This window comes from Nocardia brevicatena NBRC 12119, assembly GCF_000308495.1.
GTDB lineage: Bacteria > Actinomycetota > Actinomycetes > Mycobacteriales > Mycobacteriaceae > Nocardia > Nocardia brevicatena.
Genome location: NZ_BAFU01000019.1, coordinates 48,952 through 72,504 on the forward strand (window position 1 = coordinate 48,952; position 23,553 = coordinate 72,504).

The 23,553-nt window shown below is 66.1% G+C and carries 29 protein-coding genes and 1 pseudogene; 23 read left to right on the forward strand and 7 right to left on the reverse strand.

Translation table 11 applies throughout. The features are described 5' to 3' along the window. Positions 1-198 precede the first annotated feature (198 nt). The gene (locus ON20_RS03835; RefSeq protein ID WP_040833524.1) at positions 199-1,224 is read left to right on the forward strand and encodes an alpha/beta hydrolase; all 1,026 of its coding nucleotides are present in this window, start codon (positions 199-201) and stop codon (positions 1,222-1,224) included. Between the two features lie 75 nt (positions 1,225-1,299). Here the strand turns inward: ON20_RS03835 and ON20_RS03840 are convergent, their stop codons facing one another. After that, the gene (locus tag ON20_RS03840; RefSeq protein WP_040833525.1) at positions 1,300-2,112 is read right to left on the reverse strand and encodes an enoyl-CoA hydratase-related protein; all 813 of its coding nucleotides are present in this window, start codon (positions 2,110-2,112) and stop codon (positions 1,300-1,302) included. Between the two features lie 134 nt (positions 2,113-2,246). Between ON20_RS03840 and ON20_RS03845 the strand changes: the two genes are divergently transcribed. Then, complete coding sequence (locus ON20_RS03845; protein ID WP_040833526.1) at positions 2,247-3,473, forward strand: TetR/AcrR family transcriptional regulator; 1,227 nt, start codon at positions 2,247-2,249, stop codon at positions 3,471-3,473. 36 nt (positions 3,474-3,509) lie between these two features. On the opposite strand, the gene ON20_RS03850 is transcribed toward ON20_RS03845, so the two are convergent. Further along, positions 3,510-5,036: an aldehyde dehydrogenase family protein gene (locus ON20_RS03850; RefSeq protein WP_083864604.1), complete on the reverse strand. Its 1,527-nt coding sequence runs from the start codon at positions 5,034-5,036 to the stop codon at positions 3,510-3,512. A gap of 276 nt (positions 5,037-5,312) precedes the next feature. Here ON20_RS03850 and ON20_RS03855 point away from each other — a divergent pair, with 276 nt between their 5' ends. From ON20_RS03855 to ON20_RS40425, 4 genes and pseudogenes are all read left to right on the forward strand, one after another. After that, positions 5,313-6,491: an ATP-binding cassette domain-containing protein gene (locus tag ON20_RS03855; protein ID WP_245547020.1), complete on the forward strand. Its 1,179-nt coding sequence runs from the start codon at positions 5,313-5,315 to the stop codon at positions 6,489-6,491. After that, entirely contained in the window at positions 6,488-7,303 is an 816-nt protein-coding gene (locus ON20_RS03860; RefSeq protein ID WP_040833527.1) for an ABC transporter permease, read from the forward strand. The genes ON20_RS03855 and ON20_RS03860 overlap by 4 nt, the downstream gene beginning before the upstream one ends. After that, entirely contained in the window at positions 7,300-8,154 is an 855-nt protein-coding gene (locus tag ON20_RS03865; protein WP_040833528.1) for an ABC transporter permease, read from the forward strand. The genes ON20_RS03860 and ON20_RS03865 overlap by 4 nt, the downstream gene beginning before the upstream one ends. 104 nt (positions 8,155-8,258) lie before the next feature. Next, positions 8,259-8,426, forward strand: a pseudogene (locus ON20_RS40425) (Uma2 family endonuclease); the annotation flags it as partial. 48 nt (positions 8,427-8,474) lie between these two features. Here ON20_RS40425 and ON20_RS03870 read toward each other — a convergent pair. Beyond that, positions 8,475-9,695: a lycopene cyclase family protein gene (locus tag ON20_RS03870; RefSeq protein ID WP_051161571.1), complete on the reverse strand. Its 1,221-nt coding sequence runs from the start codon at positions 9,693-9,695 to the stop codon at positions 8,475-8,477. A 498-nt stretch (positions 9,696-10,193) separates the two neighbouring features. Further along, complete coding sequence (locus ON20_RS03875) at positions 10,194-10,724, reverse strand: hotdog fold domain-containing protein (RefSeq protein WP_083864607.1); 531 nt, start codon at positions 10,722-10,724, stop codon at positions 10,194-10,196. Between the two features lie 548 nt (positions 10,725-11,272). Here ON20_RS03875 and rpsJ point away from each other — a divergent pair. The 12 genes from rpsJ (at position 11,273) to ON20_RS03935 (ending at position 17,220) form a co-directional block, all read left to right on the forward strand. Next, entirely contained in the window at positions 11,273-11,578 is a 306-nt protein-coding gene (gene rpsJ, locus ON20_RS03880; protein ID WP_003938093.1) for a 30S ribosomal protein S10, read from the forward strand. A gap of 14 nt (positions 11,579-11,592) precedes the next feature. After that, a complete protein-coding gene (gene rplC, locus ON20_RS03885) occupies positions 11,593-12,258 on the forward strand; it encodes a 50S ribosomal protein L3 (protein WP_040833529.1) in 666 nt (221 codons plus the stop codon). After that, the gene (gene rplD, locus ON20_RS03890; protein WP_040833530.1) at positions 12,255-12,953 is read left to right on the forward strand and encodes a 50S ribosomal protein L4; all 699 of its coding nucleotides are present in this window, start codon (positions 12,255-12,257) and stop codon (positions 12,951-12,953) included. Before rplC ends, rplD begins: the two co-directional genes overlap by 4 nt. Continuing rightward, positions 12,950-13,255 carry a 50S ribosomal protein L23 gene (gene rplW / locus ON20_RS03895; protein WP_011207266.1) on the forward strand — a complete coding sequence of 102 codons (306 nt, stop codon included), beginning with the start codon at positions 12,950-12,952 and terminating at the stop codon, positions 13,253-13,255. The genes rplD and rplW overlap by 4 nt, the downstream gene beginning before the upstream one ends. A gap of 33 nt (positions 13,256-13,288) precedes the next feature. Continuing rightward, the gene (gene rplB / locus ON20_RS03900) at positions 13,289-14,125 is read left to right on the forward strand and encodes a 50S ribosomal protein L2 (RefSeq protein ID WP_040833531.1); all 837 of its coding nucleotides are present in this window, start codon (positions 13,289-13,291) and stop codon (positions 14,123-14,125) included. 14 nt (positions 14,126-14,139) lie between these two features. After that, positions 14,140-14,421, forward strand: a complete 282-nt coding sequence (gene rpsS / locus ON20_RS03905) for a 30S ribosomal protein S19 (protein WP_040833532.1) — start codon at positions 14,140-14,142, stop codon at positions 14,419-14,421. After that, positions 14,418-14,819 carry a 50S ribosomal protein L22 gene (gene rplV, locus ON20_RS03910; protein ID WP_040833533.1) on the forward strand — a complete coding sequence of 134 codons (402 nt, stop codon included), beginning with the start codon at positions 14,418-14,420 and terminating at the stop codon, positions 14,817-14,819. Before rpsS ends, rplV begins: the two co-directional genes overlap by 4 nt. Beyond that, a complete protein-coding gene (gene rpsC, locus ON20_RS03915; RefSeq protein WP_040833534.1) occupies positions 14,820-15,617 on the forward strand; it encodes a 30S ribosomal protein S3 in 798 nt (265 codons plus the stop codon). A 3-nt stretch (positions 15,618-15,620) separates the two neighbouring features. Next, positions 15,621-16,037, forward strand: coding sequence for a 50S ribosomal protein L16 (rplP, locus tag ON20_RS03920; RefSeq protein ID WP_040833535.1), 417 nt, complete (start codon positions 15,621-15,623; stop codon positions 16,035-16,037). Continuing rightward, positions 16,037-16,276, forward strand: coding sequence for a 50S ribosomal protein L29 (rpmC, locus tag ON20_RS03925; RefSeq protein ID WP_039822435.1), 240 nt, complete (start codon positions 16,037-16,039; stop codon positions 16,274-16,276). The genes rplP and rpmC overlap by 1 nt, the downstream gene beginning before the upstream one ends. Next, on the forward strand, positions 16,273-16,548 hold the full coding sequence (gene rpsQ, locus ON20_RS03930) for a 30S ribosomal protein S17 (protein ID WP_040833537.1): 276 nt from the start codon (positions 16,273-16,275) through the stop codon (positions 16,546-16,548). The genes rpmC and rpsQ (ON20_RS03930) overlap by 4 nt, the downstream gene beginning before the upstream one ends. Positions 16,549-16,629: 81 nt before the next feature. Beyond that, complete coding sequence (locus ON20_RS03935; protein WP_218002428.1) at positions 16,630-17,220, forward strand: HD domain-containing protein; 591 nt, start codon at positions 16,630-16,632, stop codon at positions 17,218-17,220. On the opposite strand, the gene ON20_RS03940 is transcribed toward ON20_RS03935, so the two are convergent. Together ON20_RS03940 and ON20_RS03945 are read right to left on the reverse strand one after the other, a co-directional pair. Continuing rightward, the gene (locus ON20_RS03940; protein WP_040833538.1) at positions 17,196-17,678 is read right to left on the reverse strand and encodes an NUDIX hydrolase; all 483 of its coding nucleotides are present in this window, start codon (positions 17,676-17,678) and stop codon (positions 17,196-17,198) included. The two genes, ON20_RS03935 and ON20_RS03940, sit on opposite strands and share 25 nt — an antisense overlap. Positions 17,679-17,682: 4 nt before the next feature. After that, positions 17,683-18,420 (reverse strand): helix-turn-helix domain-containing protein, encoded by a 738-nt coding sequence (locus ON20_RS03945; RefSeq protein ID WP_040833539.1) that lies wholly within the window; start codon positions 18,418-18,420, stop codon positions 17,683-17,685. A 591-nt stretch (positions 18,421-19,011) separates the two neighbouring features. Between ON20_RS03945 and ON20_RS03950 the strand changes: the two genes are divergently transcribed. From ON20_RS03950 to ON20_RS03965, 4 genes are all read left to right on the forward strand, one after another. Continuing rightward, a complete protein-coding gene (locus ON20_RS03950; protein ID WP_040833540.1) occupies positions 19,012-19,326 on the forward strand; it encodes a hypothetical protein in 315 nt (104 codons plus the stop codon). Between the two features lie 243 nt (positions 19,327-19,569). Next, positions 19,570-20,208 carry a dTMP kinase gene (tmk, locus tag ON20_RS03955; protein WP_040833590.1) on the forward strand — a complete coding sequence of 213 codons (639 nt, stop codon included), beginning with the start codon at positions 19,570-19,572 and terminating at the stop codon, positions 20,206-20,208. Positions 20,209-20,240: 32 nt separating this feature from the next. Further along, positions 20,241-21,062, forward strand: a complete 822-nt coding sequence (locus tag ON20_RS03960) for a DNA glycosylase family protein (protein WP_218002429.1) — start codon at positions 20,241-20,243, stop codon at positions 21,060-21,062. Further along, positions 21,043-22,500, forward strand: coding sequence for a B12-binding domain-containing radical SAM protein (locus ON20_RS03965; RefSeq protein ID WP_040833541.1), 1,458 nt, complete (start codon positions 21,043-21,045; stop codon positions 22,498-22,500). Before ON20_RS03960 ends, ON20_RS03965 begins: the two co-directional genes overlap by 20 nt. On the opposite strand, the gene ON20_RS03970 is transcribed toward ON20_RS03965, so the two are convergent. Next, on the reverse strand, positions 22,497-22,955 hold the full coding sequence (locus tag ON20_RS03970; RefSeq protein ID WP_040833542.1) for an NUDIX hydrolase: 459 nt from the start codon (positions 22,953-22,955) through the stop codon (positions 22,497-22,499). The genes ON20_RS03965 and ON20_RS03970 overlap by 4 nt on opposite strands. 183 nt (positions 22,956-23,138) lie before the next feature. Between ON20_RS03970 and rpsQ (ON20_RS03975) the strand changes: the two genes are divergently transcribed. Further along, complete coding sequence (gene rpsQ / locus ON20_RS03975; RefSeq protein ID WP_040833593.1) at positions 23,139-23,399, forward strand: 30S ribosomal protein S17; 261 nt, start codon at positions 23,139-23,141, stop codon at positions 23,397-23,399. Positions 23,400-23,553: the final 154 nt, after the last annotated feature.

Below are 23,553 nucleotides of genomic sequence, written 5' to 3' on the forward strand. Positions count from 1 at the left end.
TGGGCAACGTCGGGGTAACGGCACGCGCTGTCGCGCCGACTACATGATCGTGAAGTTAGGGCGCGTGGACCCGTGTCCGACAACATCCGGGGAATTCCGCGCCCAGGCGCGCGGCGCTCGAACGGATATTCGATAAGAAGCGAAGGTGCGAAATTGATACGTCGACTCACCCGGCGTGGCGGAAGGCGTGCCGCGGCGATGATCGCGGCAACGGCGGTACTCATGGGACTGGTCTCCGGTCTCGGCGCATCCACGGCGTCGGCGGCCGATCCGATCATCGAGTCCCAGCGCCTGCTCGCCGACCCGACCGCCCCCGACGGATCACGCATCGTGAAGGCCGCCTACCGCGACGATCGCAATATCCGGCTGTATGTGTACTCCGCGGCCATGGACGAGGAGATCACCGTCGATGTGCAGCGCCCGGCCGATGCCTCGGTACCGCGCCCCACGCTCTATCTGCTCAACGGCGCGGGTGGCGGCGAGGACGACGCGTCCTGGCAGGTCAAAACCGATACCCTGAAATTCCTCGCGGACAAGAACGTCAATGTCATCCAGCCCATCGGCGGTAGCTGGAGCTACTACACCGACTGGATCAAGGACGATCCCGTACTGGGTCGCAACAAGTGGAAGACCTTCTTCACCGAGGAACTGCCCCCACTCGTCGACGGCGCGCTCGGCACCAACGGCGTGAACGCCATCGCCGGACTGTCCACCTCGGGCACCACCGTGCTGGCGCTGCCCATCGCCAAGCCCGGCCTCTACAAGGCCGTCGCCGCCTACAGCGGCTGCGCCCAGACCAGCGACCCGGTCGGTTCGGAGTTCGTCAAGCTGACCGTGGAGGTCTGGGGCGGTGGCGACACCATGAACATGTGGGGCCCGCAGGGCTCCGAGGAATGGGTGAAGAACGACCCGTACGTCAATGCCGAGGGACTGCGCGGCCTGGATCTCTACATCTCCACCGGCAACGGCCTGCCCGGCCGGTATGACACTCTCAACGGCCCGTATACCCTGCCCGGCTCTACCGGTCTGGCCAACCAGATCCTGGTCGGCGGTGTGATCGAGGCGGGCACCAACTTCTGCACGCACAACCTGCAGCAGCGGCTCGGCGAACTGGGTATTCCGGCAACCTTCAAGTTCCGCGAGAACGGCACCCACTCCTGGGGCTACTGGCGGGACGAGTTCTTGGAGTCCTGGCCGGTCCTGGCCCGCGGGCTGGGGTTGTAAGGCGGGTGATCGGTGAAACGGCCGCCTCCGGTGTGAAGCCGGGGCGGCCGTTTTCGTGGGTGCGGGTGCGGTGTCTTATTCGGCGAAGACCGCCTTGCGTTTGCCGAGCATGGCGGCGGCGCCCTCGAAGAAATCGGGCGACTGGAGCAGCTCGGCCTGTCCGGTCTTCTCGTCGGCCAGGGCGGTGTCCAGGGCGGCCAGTGTGGCGCGGTTGAGCGCCTTCTTGGTCAGTTCCAGGGCGCGGCGCGGGCCGTGCGCGATCTTCTCGACCGTGGTGTTCACCGCGGCGTCGAGTTCCTCGGCGGTGGGCAGTACGGCGGTGAACAGACCGGCTTCGTGTGCGGCCGGGGCGGGCAGGCGTTCGCCGAGCAGCGCCATGCGCGTGGCCAGCGGTCGTCCGGCCGCCGCGGCGACCAGTGCGGCCGCGCCGCCGTCGGGCATCAGGCCGATATTGACGAAGGCCAGCAGCAGATAGGAATCGGCTTCGGCGTAGACCAGGTCGGCGGCCAGCGCGATACCCACACCGACCCCGGCGACCGCGCCGCGCAGGCGGGTGACAACCGGAACGGGGGAGTCGACGATGGCGCGTACCAGCCGATTCGCCGCGTCCATCACCATATCCGGGGTGATGCCGCGGGCGCCCTCGGCGGCGGTGGCCGCCAGGTCCGCACCGGTGCAGAAGTCGCCGCCCGCACCGGTCAGCACGATGACCCGGACGGCCTTGTCCTCAGCGGCGGCAAGGAAGGTGTCGCCCAGCGCGACCATGGTGTCGTAATCTATGGCGTTCTTACGGGCGGGTTTGGTGATCGTCACTCGCAGTACCCGGCCGTCGCGTACCACGGTGAAGCCCGCGGCCGACTGTGCTGAGGAGGAATCAATATTGACCATGCGTGCTCCCTGAGGATGCGGGTCGGCTTTAGCCGGGCCATGAATTATCGTTAACATTTGCGAATTGTGGTTAACTTAGGTTGACTGGTCGGGCGCTGTCAACCGACAGTGTCGTCGACAGAACGGAGAGGTGCATGGTCGCCGAACGCAGCGGGATCGACCTGGTGCGCGACCGCTCGGCGGAGCGTCGCAATGGTCAGTCCGCGCGTCGCCGACCCAAGGACCGCAAGGTACAGATCGTACGGGCGGCCGCTCGGGCCTTCAGCGAGCGCGGCTACTACCCGGTCGGAGTGGATGAGATCGCCGCCGAGGTGGGGATCTCCGGACCGGCGCTGTACCGCCACTTCGCGAACAAGTACGCCCTGCTGGTGGCCGCCGCCGAAGAGGGTGCGCGGCATCTGTTGGACGCGGCCCGGGCCGCGGACCGGCCCGATCTGGGTCCGGAGGAGCGGCTCGACAAGCTCATCGCAGCGGTCGCCGAGCACACCATCGAGGTCCGCCGGGAAGCGGGCCTGTACCGGTGGGAGGGACGGTATCTGGAACGGGCCGACCGGGCCCGCGTCAAGACTCTCTACGACGATATCAACGCCACCTTCAGGGAACCGGTGTCCCAACTGCGCCCCGACGCTTCTCCCGCCGATATCGCCATGCTCGCGGCCGGCGTGCTGAGCGTGATCGGCAGTATCTCCGCCCACCGCACCGCACTGTCCAGTGCTCGCCTGCTGCCGCTGCTGCGGGATATGTCCTGGGCGATCGTGCGCACCGAACTCCCGCCCGCGCCACGCGACACCGACCCGACCCCTCGACAGCGCGGCCTGCCGGTGACATCGAAGCGTGAGCAGCTTCTCACCGAAGCCATCCGGATCTTCGGCCGCCAGGGCTACCACGAGGCCAGTATCGAGGAGATCGGTGCCGCCGTCGGGATCAACGCCTCGAGTGTTTACCGCTACTTCAGCAGTAAATCCGATCTGCTCGCCGCCGCCTTCCACCGCACCGGCGACCGGCTCGCCATCGCCATCACCGAGGCCCTGGCCGAGGCGACGGGCCGCGCCGACGCGACGCACCGGATCGCCGAGCGCTATATCCGGCTCAGTTTCGCCATGCCGGAGATCATGCCGGTCTACTACGCCGAATTCTCCAACCTGCCCCAAACCGAACAGCACAAACTGCGCACCATCCAGCGGCAGAACGTGCTGGAATGGGCGAATCTGCTCGACACCGACCCGACCGAGGCCCGATTCCGGGTGCATTCGGCCATCGGTCAGGTCATCGACGTGGGCCGATTGATCCGATTCGACGCCCGCCCCGAACAGACGGCCCGGCTGCACGCGCTCATGATGGCGGTGCTGCTCGGCCGGTGAACCGGGTCGGCAGGCCGACCGGCCGGGCGCCGGCGCTCAGCCCCGGATGCCGTGCCGGAGGCGGAACACCGTCCGGGTCAGCCGCAGCTGCCGCGGCTTGCGGTCGAAGGTGGACAGATACAGCGGACCGCCGAGCCGTTTACGGGCGATGGACAGCGTCCGGCTGAACTCGCGCAACCCCAGTTCTCCGTGGCTGTGTCCCTGCCCGTACTCGCCCACCCCGCCGAACGGTAGGGCCGGGATTCCGGCATAGGTGGTGGCGGAATTGACCGTCACCACGCCGACGCGCAGCCGTTCGGCGAAGCTCTCCACCTCGGCCATATCGCGGGTGAACACCGATACCGCGATGCCGCGGCCCGCCCCGTTCACCCGGCTCACCGCCTCGTCGAGATCGGCCACCCTGTTGACGATCAACACCGGGCCGATTCCCTCACCGGTCACCGCCAGCGAATCCTCGGGGACCTCGGCCAGCACGATCGGTTCGATATAGGGATCCCTGATCGAATCCAACCCGCCGACCACGGCGCGGCCACCGCGTGCCAGCGCGTCGCGGACCTGTCTGCGCACCACTTCGGCCTGTGCTTCCAGGATCATCGGGCCGTAGGAGGAGCGCTGTGCCGCGCCGGGCCGCAGCCCGCGGGCCCGTTCGGCGACCAGCTCGAGGAACTGGTCGTAGACCGAGGCGGCGACATACGCGCGCTGAATACCGGTCGCGTTCTGGCCCGCGTTGGCCATGGCGCCGAAGACGGCGGCCTCGGCGGCATCCTCCAGTTTCGCGTCGACGTGCACGATCATGGCGCCCTTGCCGCTGTGCTCGACCACCACGGGGGTCATCGACCGGGCGCACAGCGTGATCACCTCGCGGCCACCTGCTTCCGGACCGGCGTAGGCGATTTTGTCCATTCCGGCCTCGCACAACGCGGCAGTGGTCGAATCATCGCCGGTGACCGCCTGCAGCACCGGTTGATCCGGTGCCAATTCCCGCCAGGTCTGCGCCAGCCATACACCGGCCCCGGTGGTCAGTTCGTGAGGTTTGAACACCACCGCGTTGCCCGCGGCCATCGCGTACGCGATCGACCCCATCGGGGTGAACACCGGGTTGTGCCAGGGGCCGAGCACTCCCACCACGCCCAGTGGCAGATACCCCACCGAGGCGTGCTGATTGCGGGTGAGCCAGTTCGGCGCCAGGGACCGGCGTCCGAGCGCACGTCCGGCGTTGCGGGCAGCCCAGTCCAGGTTCTCGACCGCGAGCATCACCTCGATCACAGCGTCCGCCTCGGGTTTTCCGGTTTCCTCGCGCAACAGGTCGGCCAATTCGCCCGCGCGTCGGGCGATTATCCGTTTCCAGTCCAGCAACCACCGTTTACGCGTGCCGAAACTCAGGGCGGCCCACCATTTCTCGGCCGGACGCGCCGCACGGACAGTGCGATCGATATCGTCGGCTCCCTGAATGGCATAGCTGCCGACGGTTTCCCCGGTGCGGGGGTCATAGGATGTGAGCACGCTCGGTCGGCCGGATCCTCCCGAACGCACCGCCACCTGTGGCTGTGCGGTATCGGCCATGGGGCTCAGACTATGGGCGTGATACCGGGCCGACAAGGTGCGAATACTGCCCGTGTGCTGCCCTTGCGTCCGGCGACCAGCGGCGAACCACCCCCGATGGTCGAATTGTGAGCAGAAACACAGTTGAAACCGAATGCCATGAGGGTAGGGGTCGGCGTGCCGGAAGCGGGGAGCGGGGTCGGTAACATCGCGCCCGGCGCCGAGGATCACCTAGCGGGACGCCGATCCGAGCGCTCCGGCGACCCGTCGCCTCATCCGGCCGATAGTGGAGAGTTGATGCCGAGTTCGAATGAAGCCGAACCGTCCGCCGACGAGACGGGTCGGTCGGTGGATCGCGCCGAACCGACCGCGAACGCGGTGATGTCCGCGGAGGCCGTGGTCACCACCACCGCGGCCGCCGACCGCGCCGCCGACCCCGCGTCGGACCGGGCCGCCGCGCCGGCGCGACCGGCGTACGCCGCACCCGTCGACGCGGATGGCGGCCCCGAACCGGCCGAGGTCGCCGTGCGGGTCGAGGACGTGCGGAAATCGTTCGGTCCGGTACACGCGCTCCAAGGTGTCAGTTTCACCGCGGCGCGCGGGACCGTCCTCGGCATCCTGGGTCCGAACGGAGCGGGAAAGACCACCACGGTGAAAATCCTGTCCACCCTGCTGCGTCCCGATTCGGGAACCGCCGTGGTCGCGGGCCGCGATGTGCGCGCCGACCCGGCCGGGGTGCGCCGATCGATCATGATGACCGGCCAGTACGCCGCCCTGGACGAGAATCTGTCCGGTCGGGAGAACCTGGAGCTGTTCGGCCGGCTGATGGGGCTGAGCAAGAAGGTGGCGCGTCGGCGCGCCGACACCCTGCTCGAGGAATTCGATCTCGTCGGCGCGGGACGTCGCGCGGTGCGTCACTATTCCGGCGGTATGCGGCGTCGGGTCGATATCGCCTGTGGGCTGGTGGTGCGGCCCGAGGTGGTGTTCCTCGACGAACCGACCACCGGCCTGGACCCGCGCAGCCGTCAGGGCGTCTGGGATCTGGTCACCGCACTGAAGGAACAGGGCATCACCGTCCTGCTCACTACCCAGTACCTCGAAGAAGCCGATGTGCTCAGTGACAACATCATCGTCATCGACAGGGGCACGGTGATCGCCGAGGGAACCGCCGACGAACTCAAGGAGAAGACCGGCGGCAGCTATTGCGAGGTTGTCCCCCTCGACCCCTCCGCCCTGGGCCGGGCCGCCGCCGCACTCGGTGAACTGGTGCCCGCCGCGGTGACCGCCGAACTCGCCGGCTCCGACCGGCTGTCCATCCCGGCACCCGACGGCGCCGCGACCCTGGCCGAGGCGCTGCGGCGGTTGGACGCGGCCGGGGTGGATCTGGCCGATATCGCTTTGCGCAGGCCCTCACTCGACGATGTGTTCCTGTCCATAACCGGTCATTCCGGTAGCCGGTCGGGTGATTCGGCGTGACCGTCTCGAATACCGGAGTCGCCGGTTCCGGGCTTTTCACGGAACTGCCGCGGGCGCGGGTCTCCTCGTTCGCGCAGTGGCGGGCGCTGACCGCCCGCATCGTCAGGACCATGGCCACCAAGGGCGAGTTGGTCGTCGCGGTGATCACCCCGCTGGTGTTCACCGTCGGGTTCTATCTGCCGCTGCGCTTTGTGATGAAGTTCCAGGGCATCGACTACGCCCAGTTCGTCATGCCGATCATCGTGCTGCAGACCATGGCATTCACCATGATGTCCAATGCGCAGTTGGCCGCGTTCGAGGCGCTGACCGGGTTCAGTACTCGACTACAGACCATGCCCATCGGGTCACTTGTTCCGTTCACCGCGCGGCTCGCGGCCGGCCTGGTCCGTTCGCTCGTCTCGTTGGCCGCCGCGATGATCTTCGGCCATGTCATCGGATTCCGATTCTCGGCCGGATGGTGCCAGGCCGTACTGTTCTGGGTATTCGCACTGGCCGTCGGCACGATCTTGGCGATCGGCGCGGACGGTCTCGGCTCACTGACCAAGAGCCCGCAGTCGCTGAGCCAGGCGCTGACCCTGCCGACCCTGATCTTCGGCATGATGTCGTGCGGTTTCGTTCCCGAGACCGGGTTCCCGGGATGGATTCGACCCTTCGTCCGCAACCAGCCGATCTCGCAGTTCTCCTTCGCGCTGCGCGATATGGCCGCCGACGGGGTGACCTGGCAGGTGCTGTGGGTGCCGCTGGTCTGGTTGGCCGGATTGGCCGTGGTATTCACGCCCTTCGCGGTGTGGGCGAGTGTGAGGCGAGCATGAGCACTGTCAACGAAACGGCGAGCGAGGCGGTGCGGCCGGCCGCGGCGCTGCCGAAGGTCGCGGGCCGATCGGAATCCTCGCTGCGGGCCTGGGCATCGCACAGCATGATCCAGTGCAAACGGTTGCTGATGGTCTGGATGCGGGATCCGACGACGACCATCCAGGCCCTGGTGTACCCGGCGCTGACGCTGCTGATGTTCCGCGTTGTCCTGGGCGATTCGATCACCGCCGCCACCGGCAGGCCGAGTGTCTACGGCACCGTCCCGATGATCACCCTCGTGGCGGCGATGACCGGTGCGATGGTCAGCGCGCTGGGTTTCAAGGCGGAGAAAGCCACCGGGCTGCTCGGACGGTTCTGGACCATGCCGGTGCACCGGGCCGCCGGACTGACCGCCCGGCTGCTGGCCGAGGCCATCCGAGTGCTGATCACCACGCTGTTCGTGATCGCGGTCGGCTACGCCATCGGATTCCGTTTCGATCAGGGGCCGCTCGCCGCCGTGGCGCTGATCGGTATCCCGGTCCTGTTCGGGATGGGGTTCGCGGTCTTCGTCACCGCCCTGGCCACCCTGACCGAGGGCGTGCTGCTGGTGAACGCCGTCAGTATCGTCACGACCCTGCTGATGTTCTTCAACTCCGGTTTCGTCCCGATCATGGCCTACCCCACCTGGTTGCAGTCCGCGGTGGCGAACCAGCCGATGAGCTGCGCCATCGAGGCCATGAAAGGTCTGTCCTATGGCGGTCCGGTCGCCGAACCGCTGATCGACACCGTGCTGTGGGTTGTCGGGATCATTGTGGTCTTCGGATATCCGGCCGTCCGCGGCTACCGGCGCGCCGCCGAAACCAGCGGCTGACCCCTTGGGGACCTTGTGGATAACTTTGACGCAGGGTCTCGAACAGGTAAGGCCCTCTCTTCCTGATCTGCGGGTCGAGTGCGCCTCGTATGACGAACAGGTTCATGGTCCTCGAAGTCACCAGCGACCACCCCGACCGGCACCGTAGGGCAAAGCGTTTCGGCTACGCCCGGTCCCGAATCCCGTCGTATCTGCTGGTCGGCCGCCGGGAGCGGACAGTGACCTTGTTCGGCGAACCCGACGGGACCACCGACCCGGTCGACTACTGCCAGGACATCGGAGTGCCGTTCGGCAAACCGCTGGGTCTTCCGGAACCGTTCTCATTCGCGCTCGACACCGCCGATTTCGACCGAGTCGTCCGTCTCGGTGGAGCGCGGGGAGGGGAATTCGTACCCGACCCAGCGGTTGCGGTTGGTCCAGCCGACGAGGTCGTAACGCCAGTGGAACGGCCAGGTGTGGGCGACCGTGTTGAATAGTACGACGCCGAGCGCGGCGTAATCGTCGTGCGCGGACAACAGGGCCCGCTGCTCGCGCGGTGAGGCGGAGAAGAACGAGTCGAACATGGCGATGGATTGAGCCGTCGTCAACCGGCCCAAACCCCACAGGCCGCGCATCCGCATCCAGTAGACCAGCCGGGCCCGCCACGGCCAGAGCGCGGCGATCGGGTCTTCGCCGCGCTGGATCGCGGTAACCGCGGTATCGGTCAGCGCGAAGGAGTCGGCAACGCTGTAGCCGGTGCAGGGGTGCATCATGCCGCCGCGGGAACCGAAGGGGACCACCCGCCCGGTGCCGCGGCGCGGCGGCGGCTGGTCCAGCGGATAGTGCGCGGCCTCGCCCGGTTCCTCGCCGGTGAGCCGGATGCCATGTGCGGCAAGTCGGTTCAGTGCCCGCCTGCGCAGTTCGTGCTGAGGCATACCGCCGCGCAGGCCGAGACTGGTTTCTTCGAAGATCACCGTGCCGTCGCCCAGTGGCACCGCGTACAGGAACGACGGCGGCTCGTCCGGGCCCGTGCCGTTCTCCGGGCGCCAGTCCAGGAGCAGTCCTTCGCTGTCGGCGACCATCGGCGCGGCGGTTTCGGCGTCCACGAATATGCCGTGGGCACTGGCGGCGCGGCGGTCGCCGGTCGTGGGGAGGCCGCGGGTGTCGACCACGGTGGTCGCGTCGACGGTGGTGCCGTCGGCCAGTTCCACCGTATGCGCCCGGACCCGGGTCGCCCGCCCGGCGTACACCGTGGCGTCGCCGATCGGCAGCGCGTCCCGCAGTCTCGGTTTGGACAGCACGACGTAGGGGCGTTCGATCCGGTGTTCCTTGTCGGTCCAGACGACGGGCGCCTCGATCCGGCTCGCGATGGTGCTGTGTGGCAGCCAGTCGGGCAGTTCGTCGATCCAGCAGGAAAAGGTCGGCGGCCACAGCCGATCCGGTCGCGGATCGACCGCGGCGACCCGAAGACCGGCCACCGTGGCGCGGTGCGCCAGTGCCCGGCCCGCGGGACCCAGGCCCACCACGCACACATCGAATTCCCGAACCACGCCCACTGCCATGCTGGCATTCAAGCCGTACCACCTTCCTGATGGCAACCGCCCCCACTACCGGCGCGACACGTCGCGGACACGCGCGGCGGCGCCCACCGCTCACTCGGATCGAGCACGGACGGAGCCACTTCGGTCCGGACCGATACGCCGGCATCGCCCGATGGCAGATCCAAGGCCTCTTTCCCGGACCGCCCACCCCGGTGGCCGGGGCCCGCCTTCGGCTCCGCCCGACCGCAGTGCTGTCGCGCAGCAGCGCCGCGCAGAGACAGAACCCGGTGGTCGCCACCTTCTCGACCGCCTCCCCTCGGTACCCGGATCCGAACCGACCGACGCGACACCGCCCTCCCGGCCAGACCCACTGCGCCGAGTCTTACGAGACCCACAAAGGGTTGCGGCCCGTCTCGCGTTTCGGCATCCGAAGCGCATGCGCCGAAGGCGCGAGTCTCGGGTGCCGAAACGCGAGACCCGCCAGGGCCGCAACCCCGCCCGCGCGAACGCGCGGGCAATTCAACACTGCAACCCCGCGCCGCCGGGGGCGGCGCCAAAAGGCACAGCGCCATTGGGCACAGCGGTGACCCAGGTGGTGATCTCGGCGTGCACGACCTCGTGGCCGTGTTTGTCATATATCGATATCGGCACCACCACGTCCCGTCCCTCGACGATCGCGGCGTAGTCGGGGATCTCGTCGAGCCGGGCGACGGCCCGCAGCCCGGTTTCCGCCTTGTTCAGGTACTCGACCTTCATCGCCTTGGGGATCCAGCGGTGCGTGGTCGGCACCGTCGCCTCGCTGAGCATTCCCATGGCCACCTCGGCGAGATTGCACGCGGCGATGGCGTGGAAGGTGCCGAGGTGATTGAGGACGCCGAACCATTTCGGCGCGGTGACCTCGCACAAGCCTGGCTCCAGTCGCACCACGGTGGGCAGGACTGTGCCGAAGTAGGGCACCCGGGCGACCATCCCCAGCGAGAACAGGGCATGTCCCCAGCGGTTGTCCGGCAGTTTCCTCCAACTGCGATAGGTCGCGGTCTCATTCGTCATACGCTTATCTTACTCAAGAGTAAGATAAGCGCGGGCCCGCTGTATCGCCGTCGTGCCGTCCGCGGGACCCCCGATTTGAATGGGCTCGCCGGGGTCGTGCATACTGTTCGGGTTGCCTTGCAGCGGGGCGTGTCCTCGACCGGCCACCGGCGGTCGAAATGGAGCCACGGACCGGGCGGGGCGAGCAGTAGCCATCCAGTACCTCGCCGATATTCGGTGTGGGTGCGTCCGGGACAACAGTTCCGACAGCCCGAGCAGGATTTCATCCGGGGCCGAGGAATGAGCGGGTGGGCGACACGCCCGACCGCGTGGACCGGAGAACCATGACAGATGAACAGCGGCGAGGATCGGGCGAGACCCGGTCGTGGTCTCCACTGTGTGGGATCTTGTCCGAGCGGGGCCCTGCGTGATTACGCGGGCCGCCCCCTCCGGGCCTGACCCGCTCGGACCGGGACGTCATCGTGTGTTCGGGCTGTGCAAATGAGGGTGGTACGGACGCCTGGCCGGTATCCGGACCACAAACGAAAGCGGAGAAAAGGACACTTAGCGTGGCGGGACAGAAGATCCGCATCAGGCTCAAGGCCTATGACCACGAGGCGATCGACGCGTCTGCGCGCAAGATCGTCGAGACGGTGACCCGCACGGGTGCCCGGGTGGTCGGGCCGGTGCCGTTGCCGACCGAGAAGAACGTGTACTGCGTCATCCGTTCGCCGCACAAGTACAAGGACTCGCGTGAGCACTTCGAGATGCGTACGCACAAGCGGCTGATCGACATCCTCGACCCGACGCCGAAGACGGTCGACGCGCTCATGCGTATCGACCTGCCGGCCAGCGTCGACGTCAACATTCAGTGACGGGGACTCGAGATATGACTGACAACAAGAACCGGCCCGCGGCCGGCATCCTGGGCACCAAGCTCGGTATGACCCAGGTGTTCGACGAGAACAATCGCGTCGTTCCGGTGACCGTCGTCAAGGCGGGTCCCAACGTGGTCACCCAGATCCGCACCGCCGAGCGCGACGGCTACAGCGCCGTGCAGCTCGCCTACGGCGCCATCGACCCCCGCAAGGTGAACAAGCCGGTCTCCGGCCAGTTCGCCAAGGCCGGGGTCACCCCGCGCCGGCACGTCGCGGAGATCCGTGTCGCGGACGCCTCCACCTTCGAGGTCGGCCAGGAACTGTCCGCCGACGTGTTCGAAGAGGGCAGCTTCGTCGACGTCACCGGTGTCAGCAAGGGCAAGGGCTACGCGGGCACCATGAAGCGCCACGGCTTCCGCGGCCAGGGCGCCAGCCACGGTGCGCAGGCCGTGCACCGTCGTCCGGGCTCCATCGGTGGCTGCGCCACCCCGGGTCGCGTGTTCAAGGGCATGCGGATGGCCGGCCGGATGGGTAATGACCGCGTCACCACGCAGAACCTGTCGGTCCACAAGGTGGACGCCGAGAACGGCCTGCTGCTGATCAAGGGTGCGATCCCGGGTCGCAAGGGCGGCGTCGTGATCGTCAAGAGCGCCGTGAAGGGTGGTGCGCACGCATGACCAGCCTCGAGAAGAAGGCCAACCTGACGCTGCCGGTCAAGGAGATCGGCGGTAAGACCAACGGCACCATCGAGCTCCCCGCGGAGATCTTCGACGTGACCGCGAACATCTCGCTGATGCACCAGGTGGTCGTGGCCCAGCAGGCCGCCGCCCGCCAGGGCACGCACTCCACCAAGACCCGCGGCGAGGTCCGGGGCGGTGGTAAGAAGCCGTACCGCCAGAAGGGCACCGGCCGCGCCCGCCAGGGCTCGACCCGCGCCCCGCAGTTCACCGGTGGTGGCACCGTGCACGGCCCGAAGCCGCGCGACTACAGCCAGCGCACCCCGAAGAAGATGATCCGGGCCGCGCTGTGCGGCGCGCTGTCGGACCGGGCGCGCAACGAGCGCATCCACGTGATCAGCGAACTGGTCGCGGGCCAGACCCCGTCCACCAAGACCGCCAAGACCTTCCTGTCCGAGCTGTCGGACCGCCGGAAGTTCCTGCTCGTGATCGGCCGTGAAGACGTCGCCGCGTGGAAGAGCGCACGCAACCTGGAGTCCGTGCACATCCTCGCGCCGGATCAGCTGAACACCTACGACGTTCTGGAGAGCGACGAGGTCGTCTTCAGCGTCGAGGCGCTGAACGCTTTCGTGCACGGTGGTGCCGGCTCCCACCCCACCGCCCCGGCCGAGGCTGCACAGGAGGAGAGCAAGTGACCACCATCGCCGATCCGCGCGACATCCTGCTGGCGCCGGTCATCTCGGAGAAGTCCTACGGCCTGATCGAGGAAGGCACCTACACCTTCCTGGTGCACCCGGACTCCAACAAGACCCAGATCAAGATCGCGGTCGAGAAGGTCTTCGGGGTGAAGGTCACCAGCGTCAACACCGCCAACCGTCAGGGCAAGCGCAAGCGGACCCGCTTCGGTTACGGCAAGCGCAAGAACACCAAGCGCGCGCTCGTGACCATCTCGGCCGACAGCAAGCCCATCGAGATCTTCGGAGGCCCGGTCGCGTAAGCGGCGGGGATTCCAGAAAGCAGAGAAGAACTCATGGCAATCCGTAAGCACAAGCCGACAACCCCGGGTCGCCGCGGCTCGTCCGTCTCGGACTTCGCCGAGATCACCCGGTCCACCCCGGAGAAGTCGCTGATCCGTCCGCTGCACGGCACGGGCGGCCGCAACGCGCACGGCCGGATCACCACCCGGCACCGCGGTGGCGGCCACAAGCGCGCCTACCGGCTGATCGATTTTCGCCGGCTGGACAAGGACGGCGTGCCCGCCAAGGTCGCGCATATCGAATACGACCCGAACCGCACCGCGAATATCGCGCTCCTGCACTACCGGGACGGCGAGAAGCGCTACATCATCGCCCCCAAGGGTGTGCGGCAGGGCACTCTCATCGAGTCCGGTCCGACCGCGGATATCAAGCCCGGCAACAACCTGCCGCTGCGCAATATCCCCACCGGTACCACCATCCACGCGGTGGAGCTGCGTCCCGGTGGCGGCGCCAAACTGGCCCGCTCGGCCGGCGCCAGCATCCAGCTGATGGGTAAGGAAGGCCCCTACGCCACGCTGCGTATGCCCTCCGGTGAGATGCGCCGCGTCGACGTGCGCTGCCGCGCCACCGTCGGCGAGGTCGGCAACGCCGAACAGTCGAACATCAACTGGGGCAAGGCCGGCCGTATGCGCTGGAAGGGCCGCCGTCCCACCGTTCGCGGTGTGGTCATGAACCCGGTCGACCACCCGCACGGTGGTGGTGAGGGCAAGACCTCCGGTGGTCGCCACCCGGTCTCGCCGTGGGGCCAGCCGGAAGGCCGCACCCGTAAGCCCAACCGTCCGAGCGACAAGCTCATCGTCCGCCGCCGTCGTACCGGCAAGAAGCGCTAAGGAGGAGGTAAGAAATGCCACGCAGCCTCAAGAAGGGCCCGTTCGTCGACGATCACCTCCTCGCGAAGGTGGACGTGCAGAACGAGAAGGGCACCAAGCAGGTCATCAAGACCTGGTCGCGTCGTTCGACCATCATCCCCGATTTCATCGGCCACACCTTCGCCGTCCACGACGGCCGCAAGCACGTGCCGGTGTTCGTCTCGGAGTCCATGGTCGGGCACAAGCTCGGTGAGTTCGCGCCGACCAGGATGTTCAAGAGCCACGTCAAGGAAGATCGGAAGAGCAAGCGGCGATGACGACGACCGAGACTCAGAACCCGACCGCGCGTGCGACCGCCAAGTACGTTCGCGTGACTCCGATGAAGGCTCGCCGCGTTGTGGACATGGTCCGCGGCAAGCGGGTCGACGAGGCCCTGGCCCTGCTGAAGTTCGCTCCGCAGGCCGCCAGCGAGCCCGTCGCCAAGGTCGTTGCCAGTGCCGCGGCGAACGCCGAGAACAACTTCGGCCTGAACCCGGACACTCTGGTCATCTCGACGGCCTACGTCGACGAGGGCGCGACCATGAAGCGGTTCCAGCCGCGCGCCCAGGGCCGGGCGTTCCGTATCCGCAAGCGCACCAGCCACATCACGATCGAGGTCGAGAGCGTCCCCACCGCCGGTGGCACTCGTGGCCGCCGGAAGGGAGGGGCGAAGTAAATGGGACAGAAGATCAACCCCCACGGCTTCCGTCTCGGTATCACCACCGAATGGAAGTCCCGTTGGTACGCCGATAAGCAGTACTCGGACTACGTCAAGGAAGACGTCGCCATCCGCAAGCTGCTGAGCACCGGTATGGAGCGCGCCGGTATCTCCAAGGTGGAGATCGAGCGCACCCGCGACCGGGTTCGCGTCGACATCCACACCGCACGTCCGGGCATCGTCATCGGTCGCCGCGGCGCCGAGGCCGACCGCATCCGCGCCGAGCTGGAGAAGCTCACCGGTAAGCAGGTGCAGCTGAATATCCTCGAGGTCAAAAACCCCGAGACCGATGCCCAGCTGGTCGCCCAGGGTGTGGCCGAGCAGCTGTCCAACCGGGTGGCGTTCCGTCGCGCGATGCGCAAGGCCATCCAGTCGGCCATGCGTTCGCCGAACGTCAAGGGCATCCGCGTGCAGTGCTCGGGCCGTTTGGGCGGCGCCGAAATGTCGCGCTCGGAGTTCTACCGCGAAGGCCGGGTGCCGCTGCACACGCTGCGTGCCGATATCGATTACGGCCTGTACGAGGCCAAGACCACCTTCGGTCGTATCGGTGTGAAGGTTTGGATCTACAAGGGCGATATCGTCGGCGGCCGCCGTGAGCAGGCCGCCCAGAGCGTTCCGGCCGGCGACCGCCCGCGCCGGGAGCGGCCGAGCCGCCCGCGTCGTTCCGGATCCTCCGGCACCACCGCGACCAGCACCGAGGCCGGACGCGCCGCCACCGCGGTGGCCGACGCCCCGGCAGAAAAGCAGGAGGGCTGACCCATGCTGATGCCGCGCAAGGTCAAGCACCGCAAGCAGCATCACCCGAAGCGCACCGGTATCTCCAAGGGCGGCACCTCGGTGGCGTTCGGTGAATTCGGCATCCAGGCGCTGGAGCCGTCGTATGTCACCAACCGGCAGATCGAGTCGGCGCGTATCGCGATGACCCGCCACATCAAGCGTGGCGGCAAGATCTGGATCAACATCTACCCGGACCGTCCGCTGACCAAGAAGCCCGCCGAGACCCGTATGGGTTCCGGTAAGGGTTCGCCGGAGTGGTGGATCGCGAACGTGAAGCCGGGTCGGGTGATGTTCGAGATGAGTTACCCGAACGAGGAGATCGCTCGCGAGGCGCTGCGCCGCGCGATGCACAAGCTCCCGATGAAGTGCCGGATCGTGACGAGGGAGGAGCAGTTCTGATGGCTACCGGAACACCGGCCGCAGAGCTCCGCGAGCTGACCGAGGAGGAGCTCGTCTCCCGCCTGCGTGAGTCGAAGGAAGAGCTGTTCAACCTGCGCTTCCAGATGGCGACGGGTCAGTTGACCAACAATCGCCGGCTGCGTGTGGTGCGTCACGAGATCGCGCGTATCTACACGGTCATGCGTGAGCGTGAGCTCGGACTGGCCACCGGACCCGCTGACAAGGGAGATGCGGCATGAGCGAGGAGAAGGTGACCGAGGAGCGTAGCCGCCGCAAGGTACGGATCGGCTACGTGGTCTCGGACAAGATGAACAAGACCATCGTGGTGGAGCTGGAGGACCGGGTGAAGCACCCGCTCTACGGCAAGATCATCCGGACCACTTCGAAGGTGAAGGCGCACGACGAGAACGAGATCGCCGGTGTGGGCGACCGCGTGCAGTTGATGGAGACCCGCCCGATGTCGGCCACCAAGCGGTGGCGGCTGGTGGAGGTTCTGGAGAAGGCCAAGTAGGTCTGCTCCGCCTCGGCCGAGAGTCGTATACCGAAGGCCCGCTTCCCGCATGTGTCGGGGGCGGGCCTTCGGCGTATTCGGTTGTTGCGAGTCGGTCGCTTTGGCAACAGCCATGTCAGTGAGCCGCGCGTAGCATGGATCGCCGTGGACGAGGTCACGGCAGCACTGCTGGCGCCGCTGACGCAGCCGCGTCGGGCTCATTCGATAGCTGTGGGCCGGAGGATGGAAAGCGTCGCGCACCGCCTGCCGTCGCCCTTACGCGGAGACGCGATAACGGCGGCGTACCTGCACGACGTCGGTTACGGCTACCCGGATATCGGGTTTCATCCGATCGACGGGGCCCGGTTACTACAATCGCTCGGCTACTCGCCGGTCGTGTGTCATATGGTTGCGTTTCACACCGCGTCCGAGGTCGAAGCGGAAGTGCGCGGCCTCGACAGAAGTATTTTCGAGCCGTTTGCGCTGGATGACGTTCCCGGACTGAGCATCGCCGATGATTTCATGTGGTGGGCGGATCTATCCACCGGTCCAAGCGGAGAAGCGTTCACCGTGGACGAACGCCTGGCGGAGATCCTGCGACGATACGAGGTGGGGAGTGTCGTTCACACCGCGATAACGCGCGCGGAGCCCCGGTTGCGGGTAGCTGTTCAGCGGGCGTCGGAATCGATGTAGGGCTCGTCCCGAGTGAGTGCCCAGTCGATTCGCTTCCGCTGGCTGGGGTCCATCCGCAGATCGGGAATCCGATCGACCGGGATCCACTCGACTCGTGTGCTTTCGCCACTGGGTGCCGGTGTGCCGCCGATCGGCTCGGCCCGGTAGATCACCGTGAATTCCTGCCGAACCTCATCGTTACTCGTGTAATGGATGACATGGGTCGGGTCGGTGAAGATTCCGACCAGCCCGGTGACACGAATATCGATCCCTGTTTCTTCCTGAGTTTCACGTACAGCGGTTCGAGTCAGAGACTCGCCCGGATCGTGCGCCCCACCGGGCATCGACCAATTTCCGTTATCGGAACGGCATATCAGTAGTACCGCGCCATCACGATGGACGAAGGCGCCGGCGCTCGGCCGCACGCTGTTGGCGGTCGGTGCGTTGGGATCTTGATGGTAGTCGATTCGGCGTCCCATGAGCTCAGAGTAGTGCCGGACGACCCGTTGCCCAGACGGCTTCGAACGACTCCGAGTAGTAGCCGAACAGGCGGCCGCCGGGCACTTGCTGGAAGTGTTGGACCGGCGACCTCGCCGCGTAGGCACCATAGCTGTGAGTGTTGACAAGCATCGAGCCGTCGAAGCGATAGATGCTGCTGTACAGCGGGGTGCGGTGGGTGCGGATATCGACCATGGGGGAGGAGGTTGTTTCCCAGAGGTATTCGAGCGTCGATCGGCAGCGTTGAGGTAAAGACGGCAGGCCCTCTTCGCGAGAACGAGCAGTCACCTCGGGCGAGTCGGATTCGCCCAGGAGGATTCGAATCACGACACCGGCCGCTGCCTTGGAGCGGACGACATCCACGAAGTCGAGTGATTCCACCAGGAAGCCGCCCGCGTAGACGAGAACATCGATACGGTTCGTGGTCTGCTGCATGAGCGAACGCCAAACTTCGTGTGGCACTTCGGACCGGGTTGGCCAGATCTGCACAATTTCGGACAGGGACGCTGTGGTGGTTCGACTGCCCGCCAGGAGTTCGGGCCACAGATAGGTCTCATCACGACCCAGTTCGCGAGCGGCCGCGAGCCGCAGCCCTGGGTGAGGACATCGGCCCTGCGTAATCCACCGCTCGACGGTCTTCACGTTGACTTCCAACCGCTCGGCAAGGGCGTGCTTCGTGAGATTCGCGGCGGCCATTGCGCCTCGAAGGCGTTCGTTCGGCATGCCTTCATACTGCTCGAAAGTGTCCCTATAAGTCCTATTTTGGCGGTTACTGCGTCCCTATACGTCAGGGGATTCTTGATGGGCGCGAGGCAACAGAACCTTGGTTTCCGCTCGGACCCGGCAACCTGCCCAACCCGGTGCGGAATCCGATACCCCACCACAACTCCTATTGAGGTCTCCGATGACAGAGATTCCCGCTGATCTGCCCGTAGCCGACGTGGACGCCATGGTGCCGCGTAATGGCGAGGTACCACGCTTGCCCGTCAGAGCACCCGTCGGAACTCAGGCGATGGCGACCACACTTCGATTGTGGCGAGAAAGCGAATGTCATGATCGTGCCACTTTGGAACATATCGCCACGGGTCTTCGCACCCTCGATACATGCGACCGTTCGTACCGTCCACAGGACGAGGTCGACGGTGTTATCGCCCGATGGCGAGCTACCCGTCCCGAAGACCCGCGCGCATGACTTGGCCGACTGGACGGGACTGTGGGCGCGAACCCTGGATCTTCCTGTCGAGGTGTGGTGGGCAAGTAGCAGTAGGTGCCTCATTCGTATCCGTAGGAAACACACCGTGATGTACTCCGAGCGTGCCTGCCGTCGTCTACCTGCGCACTGACCTCAGTGGCGACGCCCGGGGACTGGACGAGCACCGGATGAAGCGGTTGTCCACCCGTTTCGGCTACCAGTTGCGCGTCCTGATCCGGGTCGATGATTTCCAGGTTCAGCGATTGGTGATTCTGGAGGATCGAATCAGGTTGCACGGGGCCGAGGCGGTTTTCGTACCAACCGTTGACCACTTGGAAGGACAGTTGGCGCGGATAGTCGCGCAGGCCGATGTAATAGAACAGAACGGCGAGACCTACGCGCGGTGGTCTCCGACGCAATTATGCTGGGTGGCTTGATTCTCGGCCGCCTGGTCTTCCGGCTGACCGAGGTGCCGGCGGAAGCCTCGACGAAGGTGTCAGGCTCCCTCATCTCTGAAACCTGTTGATTTGCTGACGGATTCGTTTTCGTATGTCAGCCTTGACGTAGCAATCGGGTGGGGTTGTTTCAGACCGGCAGGGGGTGCCAGCGGGTGGGCGAATTCTGTGTTCATGGCGTGTATCCGGTGCGTGCATGTCCATTTGCGCTGGAAGGGAGATGGTATGTACGGCGAAAATTGGGACGGGATGTTCGTGAGTATCGACGGCCCCTCTGGGGTCGGGAAGACCACGACATGTAAAGGGCTTGTCGCACGGTTGCGGGAGGCCGGGGAATGGGTGCATGCCACGTGCGAGCCGACCGCGACCCCGCTGGGTGAGTTTGTTCGAGCCCACGCCGACACGTATCACGGGATGGCGTTGGCGTGTATGGTCGCCGGCGACCGACACCATCACGTGACGACCGACATTCTGCCGGCGGTGCGGTCGGGGGCGTTGGTCGTCACGGATCGGTATCTGCCGTCGTCGCTGGTATTGCAGGTACGCGACGGTGTACCGGTTGAGCTGGTGTGGCAGATCAACCATGGCATTCCCCTGCCAGATCTGGCGGTGATCCTCATCGGTGACGCCGGGGTGGTGTCACGGCGTCTGGCCCGGCGAGTAGAACGAGATCGGTTCGAAGCCGCGCACGACACCGGCGAAGTGCAGCGTTTCGCCGAGGTCGCCGAGGAATTGGGTGCGGCCGGATGGCCGGTGTACCTGCTCGATTGCGGTGAGCTGAGTCCGGACGAGGTCGTGGCCGAGCTGGTGGCCAGGATTGCGGAGGTAGATCCCCGGCGTGGCGGCAGCGCGAGGGGGACATGATGGGCGGACACAACACGACGAAGGAGACGACGATGCCGGCTGTCCGTTTGATGACCGATCACCCTGGTTGGGTCCGCGACGGTGCCGAGGTGCGGCGCGCGGTTACCGATGGCAGGTCGGTGTCGGTGCTGACCGCCGGCGGACACGGCGACGTCCTCGATTTGCGGGTTGACTCGGTGCAGGGCAGGGGAGCGGCGACGGTGGTCGAGGAGTTCGATCCAGCAGCCCTGTCGGGGCCGGATTCTCTGGTGTCACCGTTGAAGCACGCGGGAGTGGTTGTGCGGGTGGCGAACCCGTCGCTGTGGGATGCGATCGCAACCGCCATCGTACGGCAGGTTATCCGGGCCGCGACCGCGCGCGCGTTGTATCGGTCGTTCGGGCGGGCCACGGGCGCGGTGGTCGATGACGGTGGTGCGGCGCTGATGTGGGCGCCCGCCCCGGAAGTTGTATTGCGGATGTCGGATTCCGAATTCGCTGACCTACGGATGACATTCCAACGTAAGAAGCTGGTCGCGGCAGCGGCGGCGTTCCTCGAACATGGCGAACGCTGGAGCATGTTGCGCCGCACGGCCGAGCAGCGCGCGGAGTTGGTGGAGGCGTTGGTGTCGGTGCCGGGCATCGGTGCCTGGACAGCGGGTGCGGCCGTCGCCGACTACACCAATGATTTCGGCCTGTACCCGTTTTCTGATCTCGCGGTTCGAACTTGGGCGGCGCGGATGGCTCCGGAGCTCGGCTGGCCCGATACCGAACCCGAGTTCGCAGCGGTGTGGCGGGAGATCGCCGGTGAGCAGTTATCGCAGTGGACATTGCTGACCCTTGCATGGGGAGGTACCTATGTTGAACAAAGACTTTGAACGGTACATTGCCGGGGCGAACCCGAAGCACCCGTTGGACGCGGTGTTCGTGAACGCACCGTTGCGGGACTACGAGCACCGCCCCCGGGTCAACGATTTCACGCTGCCGGTGCTGGGGATGGCCTACATCGCCACCTACGCGGCACAACAAGGGTTCAATGTGGGGGTTCTCGACGCCGAAGCCGCAGGTCTCGGCGTCGATTTCGTTATCAGGGTGGTGAACGCGGCGGAGCCGAGGTGGGTGGGTTTCAACCTATTGGCCCCGACCTATGAGATCAGTGCGCGGATCGCAGCGGGACTGGATCCCGATATTCAGGTGATGTTGGGTGGGCATCAGGCCAAGGCGATGCCGACGGAGGTCCTGACCGATCCGAGGATGGCGCGCTGCGCCGCGCTGGTGGTGGGGGAGGGCGAGACCCGGGTTGTGGAACTGCTGTACGACTACCGTCGCAGGGAACTACTGCCGGGAGTGATGTGGCTGGATCCGATGACAAGGACACCCGTGACCGGCGGAACGCCGGGCGGCAGCCGTCACCTCGCGCCGGATATCGACGCGCTGCCATTCGTGGACCGCCGTTTCCTGGTGCAGGACCCACATCTGGAGGACGGAATGTGGGAGGCGAATATGGTTGGCGCGCGAGGCTGCCCGTACGACTGTTCGTTCTGCGGTGCGGCAGTATCAGCGAACCCCGATATCACTATCCGGGTGCGCGATCCGCGCAACATCATCGAGGAAATGAGCGAGTTGCGGGCGGCGGGGGTGGGGGCGTTCCGGTTTGTCGATGACCTGTTCTTGGGGGCGAGGCGGGTGATCGAGAGGATGATGGACGCGTTCACGGCCGAGGATGTCGGCAGGTGGGCGCGCTGGGACGCTACCGGCCGGATCAATGTGCTGCACCGGGCAAGTGATGCCACGTTGGAGCAGCTGGCCGCGAATGGGTTGCGGGAGGTGGCGTTGGGCATCGAGTCCGGTAGCGCGCGGGTGCTCGACTACATCGACAAGCGGATCACACCGGACATGGCCGTGGAGGTGGTGCGCCGGTTGGGTGAGCGCGGTATCGGGGTGAAGGGGTATTTCATTCTCGGCTTCCCGGGCGAAACACGGGATGAGATAGACGCCACCGAGCGGCTCGTGCACCGACTGTGGGAGGTCACCGACCGGTTGCCGGGGCGATTTCGGGCATCGGTATTCGAGTTCCGCCCGTACCCCGGCACACCGGAGTGGCATCGGCTGATGCAGACCGGCCGCTACACCCCGGCAGAGTTGTTGAACTATTCGGCGGTGGATCTGACCAGCGGCGGGGTCGATGAGGCGATGCTCGGGCGGGATGAGTTCAATTTCTCGACGAATGTGCAGTTCAGTGACGTATCGATCGATGTGGTGAGGGCGAAGTTGGTCGCATTGGCGCATGCCCAGCACGACCGTTTGCGCCGTTAGATGGGAGCCGGTGCCGATTCCCAGCCGATTTCGCTGAATACCTCACTGTTCTTACCGTCGAGGTAGGTGCGGATGCCTGCGGCTGGGTAGGCGATGAGGTTGTCGGGGAGTTGATCGACCGGGAACCAGCGCACGTCGCTGCACTTGTCGGGTTCCTGATTGGTTGGCTCCCCGACCCACTCGGAGGCTTCGAAGAATATGCCGAGTCGGGGCTCGGGGCCGGAGTTCGCGACGTGGGCGGCGTGGACGAACCGCAGGTGGGTGGGGTCGATGACGACGCCGATTTCTTCTCTGGCTTCGCGGGCGGCGGCAGCGGTCAACGGTTCCCCGGCGTCGACTTTGCCGGAGGGAAGGTGCCATTCTCCGTCGAAGGCACCGCCGCGGCGTTGGGTGAGTAACAGCCGGTGGCCGCGTATGAGCAGGATGTGAACGTCGATAACGTGGCGATCGACCACGGTTATGGTCCTTCCTGGTTGCCGGAGGTTGGCGGTGACGCTATCGGCACCGCCTGGATCTCGCATCTCGGACGATATCGATCGCCCCCCGCCCTGTGTGGGATGGGCGGTCACAGGTGTCTGTCGGTGAGCTCCGCACGAAGGCGCTTGTTTCGCAACACCCCGGCCGCAGAGCTCCACGAGCTGACCGAGGAGCGTAACCGCCGCAAGGTACGGATCGGCTACGTGGTATCGGACAAGATGAACAAGACCATCGTGGTGGAGCTGGAGGACCGGGTGAAGCACCCGCTCTACGGCAAGATCATCCGGACCACTTCGAAGGTGAAGGCGCACGACGAGAACGAGATCGCCGGTGTGGGCGACCGCGTGCAGTTGATGGAGACCCGCCCGATGTCGGCCACCAAGCGGTGGCGGCTGGTGGAGGTTCTGGAGAAGGCCAAGTAGGTCTGCTCCGCCTCGGCCGAGAGTCGTATACCGAAGGCCCGCTTCCCGCATGTGTCGGGGCGGGCCTTCGGCGTATTCGTCGGACGGCGTTGACCACACCGCTTCGTGTTCGACCGGGGATTCGAAGTGTGAAGGACGACACGGGTGGGGCGGA

What these genes read in the sequence shown, in the direction of transcription:
- ON20_RS03835 (WP_040833524.1), top strand. Translation starts at nt 199, where the DNA reads ATGATCGCGGCAACGGCGGTACTCATGGGACTGGTCTCCGGTCTCGGC.
- ON20_RS03840 (WP_040833525.1), bottom strand. Translation starts at nt 2,112, where the DNA reads ATGGTCAATATTGATTCCTCCTCAGCACAGTCGGCCGCGGGCTTCACC.
- ON20_RS03845 (WP_040833526.1), top strand. Translation starts at nt 2,247, where the DNA reads ATGGTCGCCGAACGCAGCGGGATCGACCTGGTGCGCGACCGCTCGGCG.
- ON20_RS03850 (WP_083864604.1), bottom strand. Translation starts at nt 5,036, where the DNA reads ATGGCCGATACCGCACAGCCACAGGTGGCGGTGCGTTCGGGAGGATCC.
- ON20_RS03855 (WP_245547020.1), top strand. Translation starts at nt 5,313, where the DNA reads ATGCCGAGTTCGAATGAAGCCGAACCGTCCGCCGACGAGACGGGTCGG.
- ON20_RS03865 (WP_040833528.1), top strand. Translation starts at nt 7,300, where the DNA reads ATGAGCACTGTCAACGAAACGGCGAGCGAGGCGGTGCGGCCGGCCGCG.
- ON20_RS03870 (WP_051161571.1), bottom strand. Translation starts at nt 9,695, where the DNA reads ATGGCAGTGGGCGTGGTTCGGGAATTCGATGTGTGCGTGGTGGGCCTG.
- ON20_RS03875 (WP_083864607.1), bottom strand. Translation starts at nt 10,724, where the DNA reads ATGACGAATGAGACCGCGACCTATCGCAGTTGGAGGAAACTGCCGGAC.
- rplC (WP_040833529.1), top strand. Translation starts at nt 11,593, where the DNA reads ATGACTGACAACAAGAACCGGCCCGCGGCCGGCATCCTGGGCACCAAG.
- rplD (WP_040833530.1), top strand. Translation starts at nt 12,255, where the DNA reads ATGACCAGCCTCGAGAAGAAGGCCAACCTGACGCTGCCGGTCAAGGAG.
- rplB (WP_040833531.1), top strand. Translation starts at nt 13,289, where the DNA reads ATGGCAATCCGTAAGCACAAGCCGACAACCCCGGGTCGCCGCGGCTCG.
- rpsS (WP_040833532.1), top strand. Translation starts at nt 14,140, where the DNA reads ATGCCACGCAGCCTCAAGAAGGGCCCGTTCGTCGACGATCACCTCCTC.
- rplV (WP_040833533.1), top strand. Translation starts at nt 14,418, where the DNA reads ATGACGACGACCGAGACTCAGAACCCGACCGCGCGTGCGACCGCCAAG.
- rpsC (WP_040833534.1), top strand. Translation starts at nt 14,820, where the DNA reads ATGGGACAGAAGATCAACCCCCACGGCTTCCGTCTCGGTATCACCACC.
- rplP (WP_040833535.1), top strand. Translation starts at nt 15,621, where the DNA reads ATGCTGATGCCGCGCAAGGTCAAGCACCGCAAGCAGCATCACCCGAAG.
- rpmC (WP_039822435.1), top strand. Translation starts at nt 16,037, where the DNA reads ATGGCTACCGGAACACCGGCCGCAGAGCTCCGCGAGCTGACCGAGGAG.
- rpsQ (WP_040833537.1), top strand. Translation starts at nt 16,273, where the DNA reads ATGAGCGAGGAGAAGGTGACCGAGGAGCGTAGCCGCCGCAAGGTACGG.
- ON20_RS03940 (WP_040833538.1), bottom strand. Translation starts at nt 17,678, where the DNA reads ATGGGACGCCGAATCGACTACCATCAAGATCCCAACGCACCGACCGCC.
- ON20_RS03945 (WP_040833539.1), bottom strand. Translation starts at nt 18,420, where the DNA reads ATGCCGAACGAACGCCTTCGAGGCGCAATGGCCGCCGCGAATCTCACG.
- tmk (WP_040833590.1), top strand. Translation starts at nt 19,570, where the DNA reads ATGTACGGCGAAAATTGGGACGGGATGTTCGTGAGTATCGACGGCCCC.
- ON20_RS03960 (WP_218002429.1), top strand. Translation starts at nt 20,241, where the DNA reads ATGCCGGCTGTCCGTTTGATGACCGATCACCCTGGTTGGGTCCGCGAC.
- ON20_RS03965 (WP_040833541.1), top strand. Translation starts at nt 21,043, where the DNA reads ATGTTGAACAAAGACTTTGAACGGTACATTGCCGGGGCGAACCCGAAG.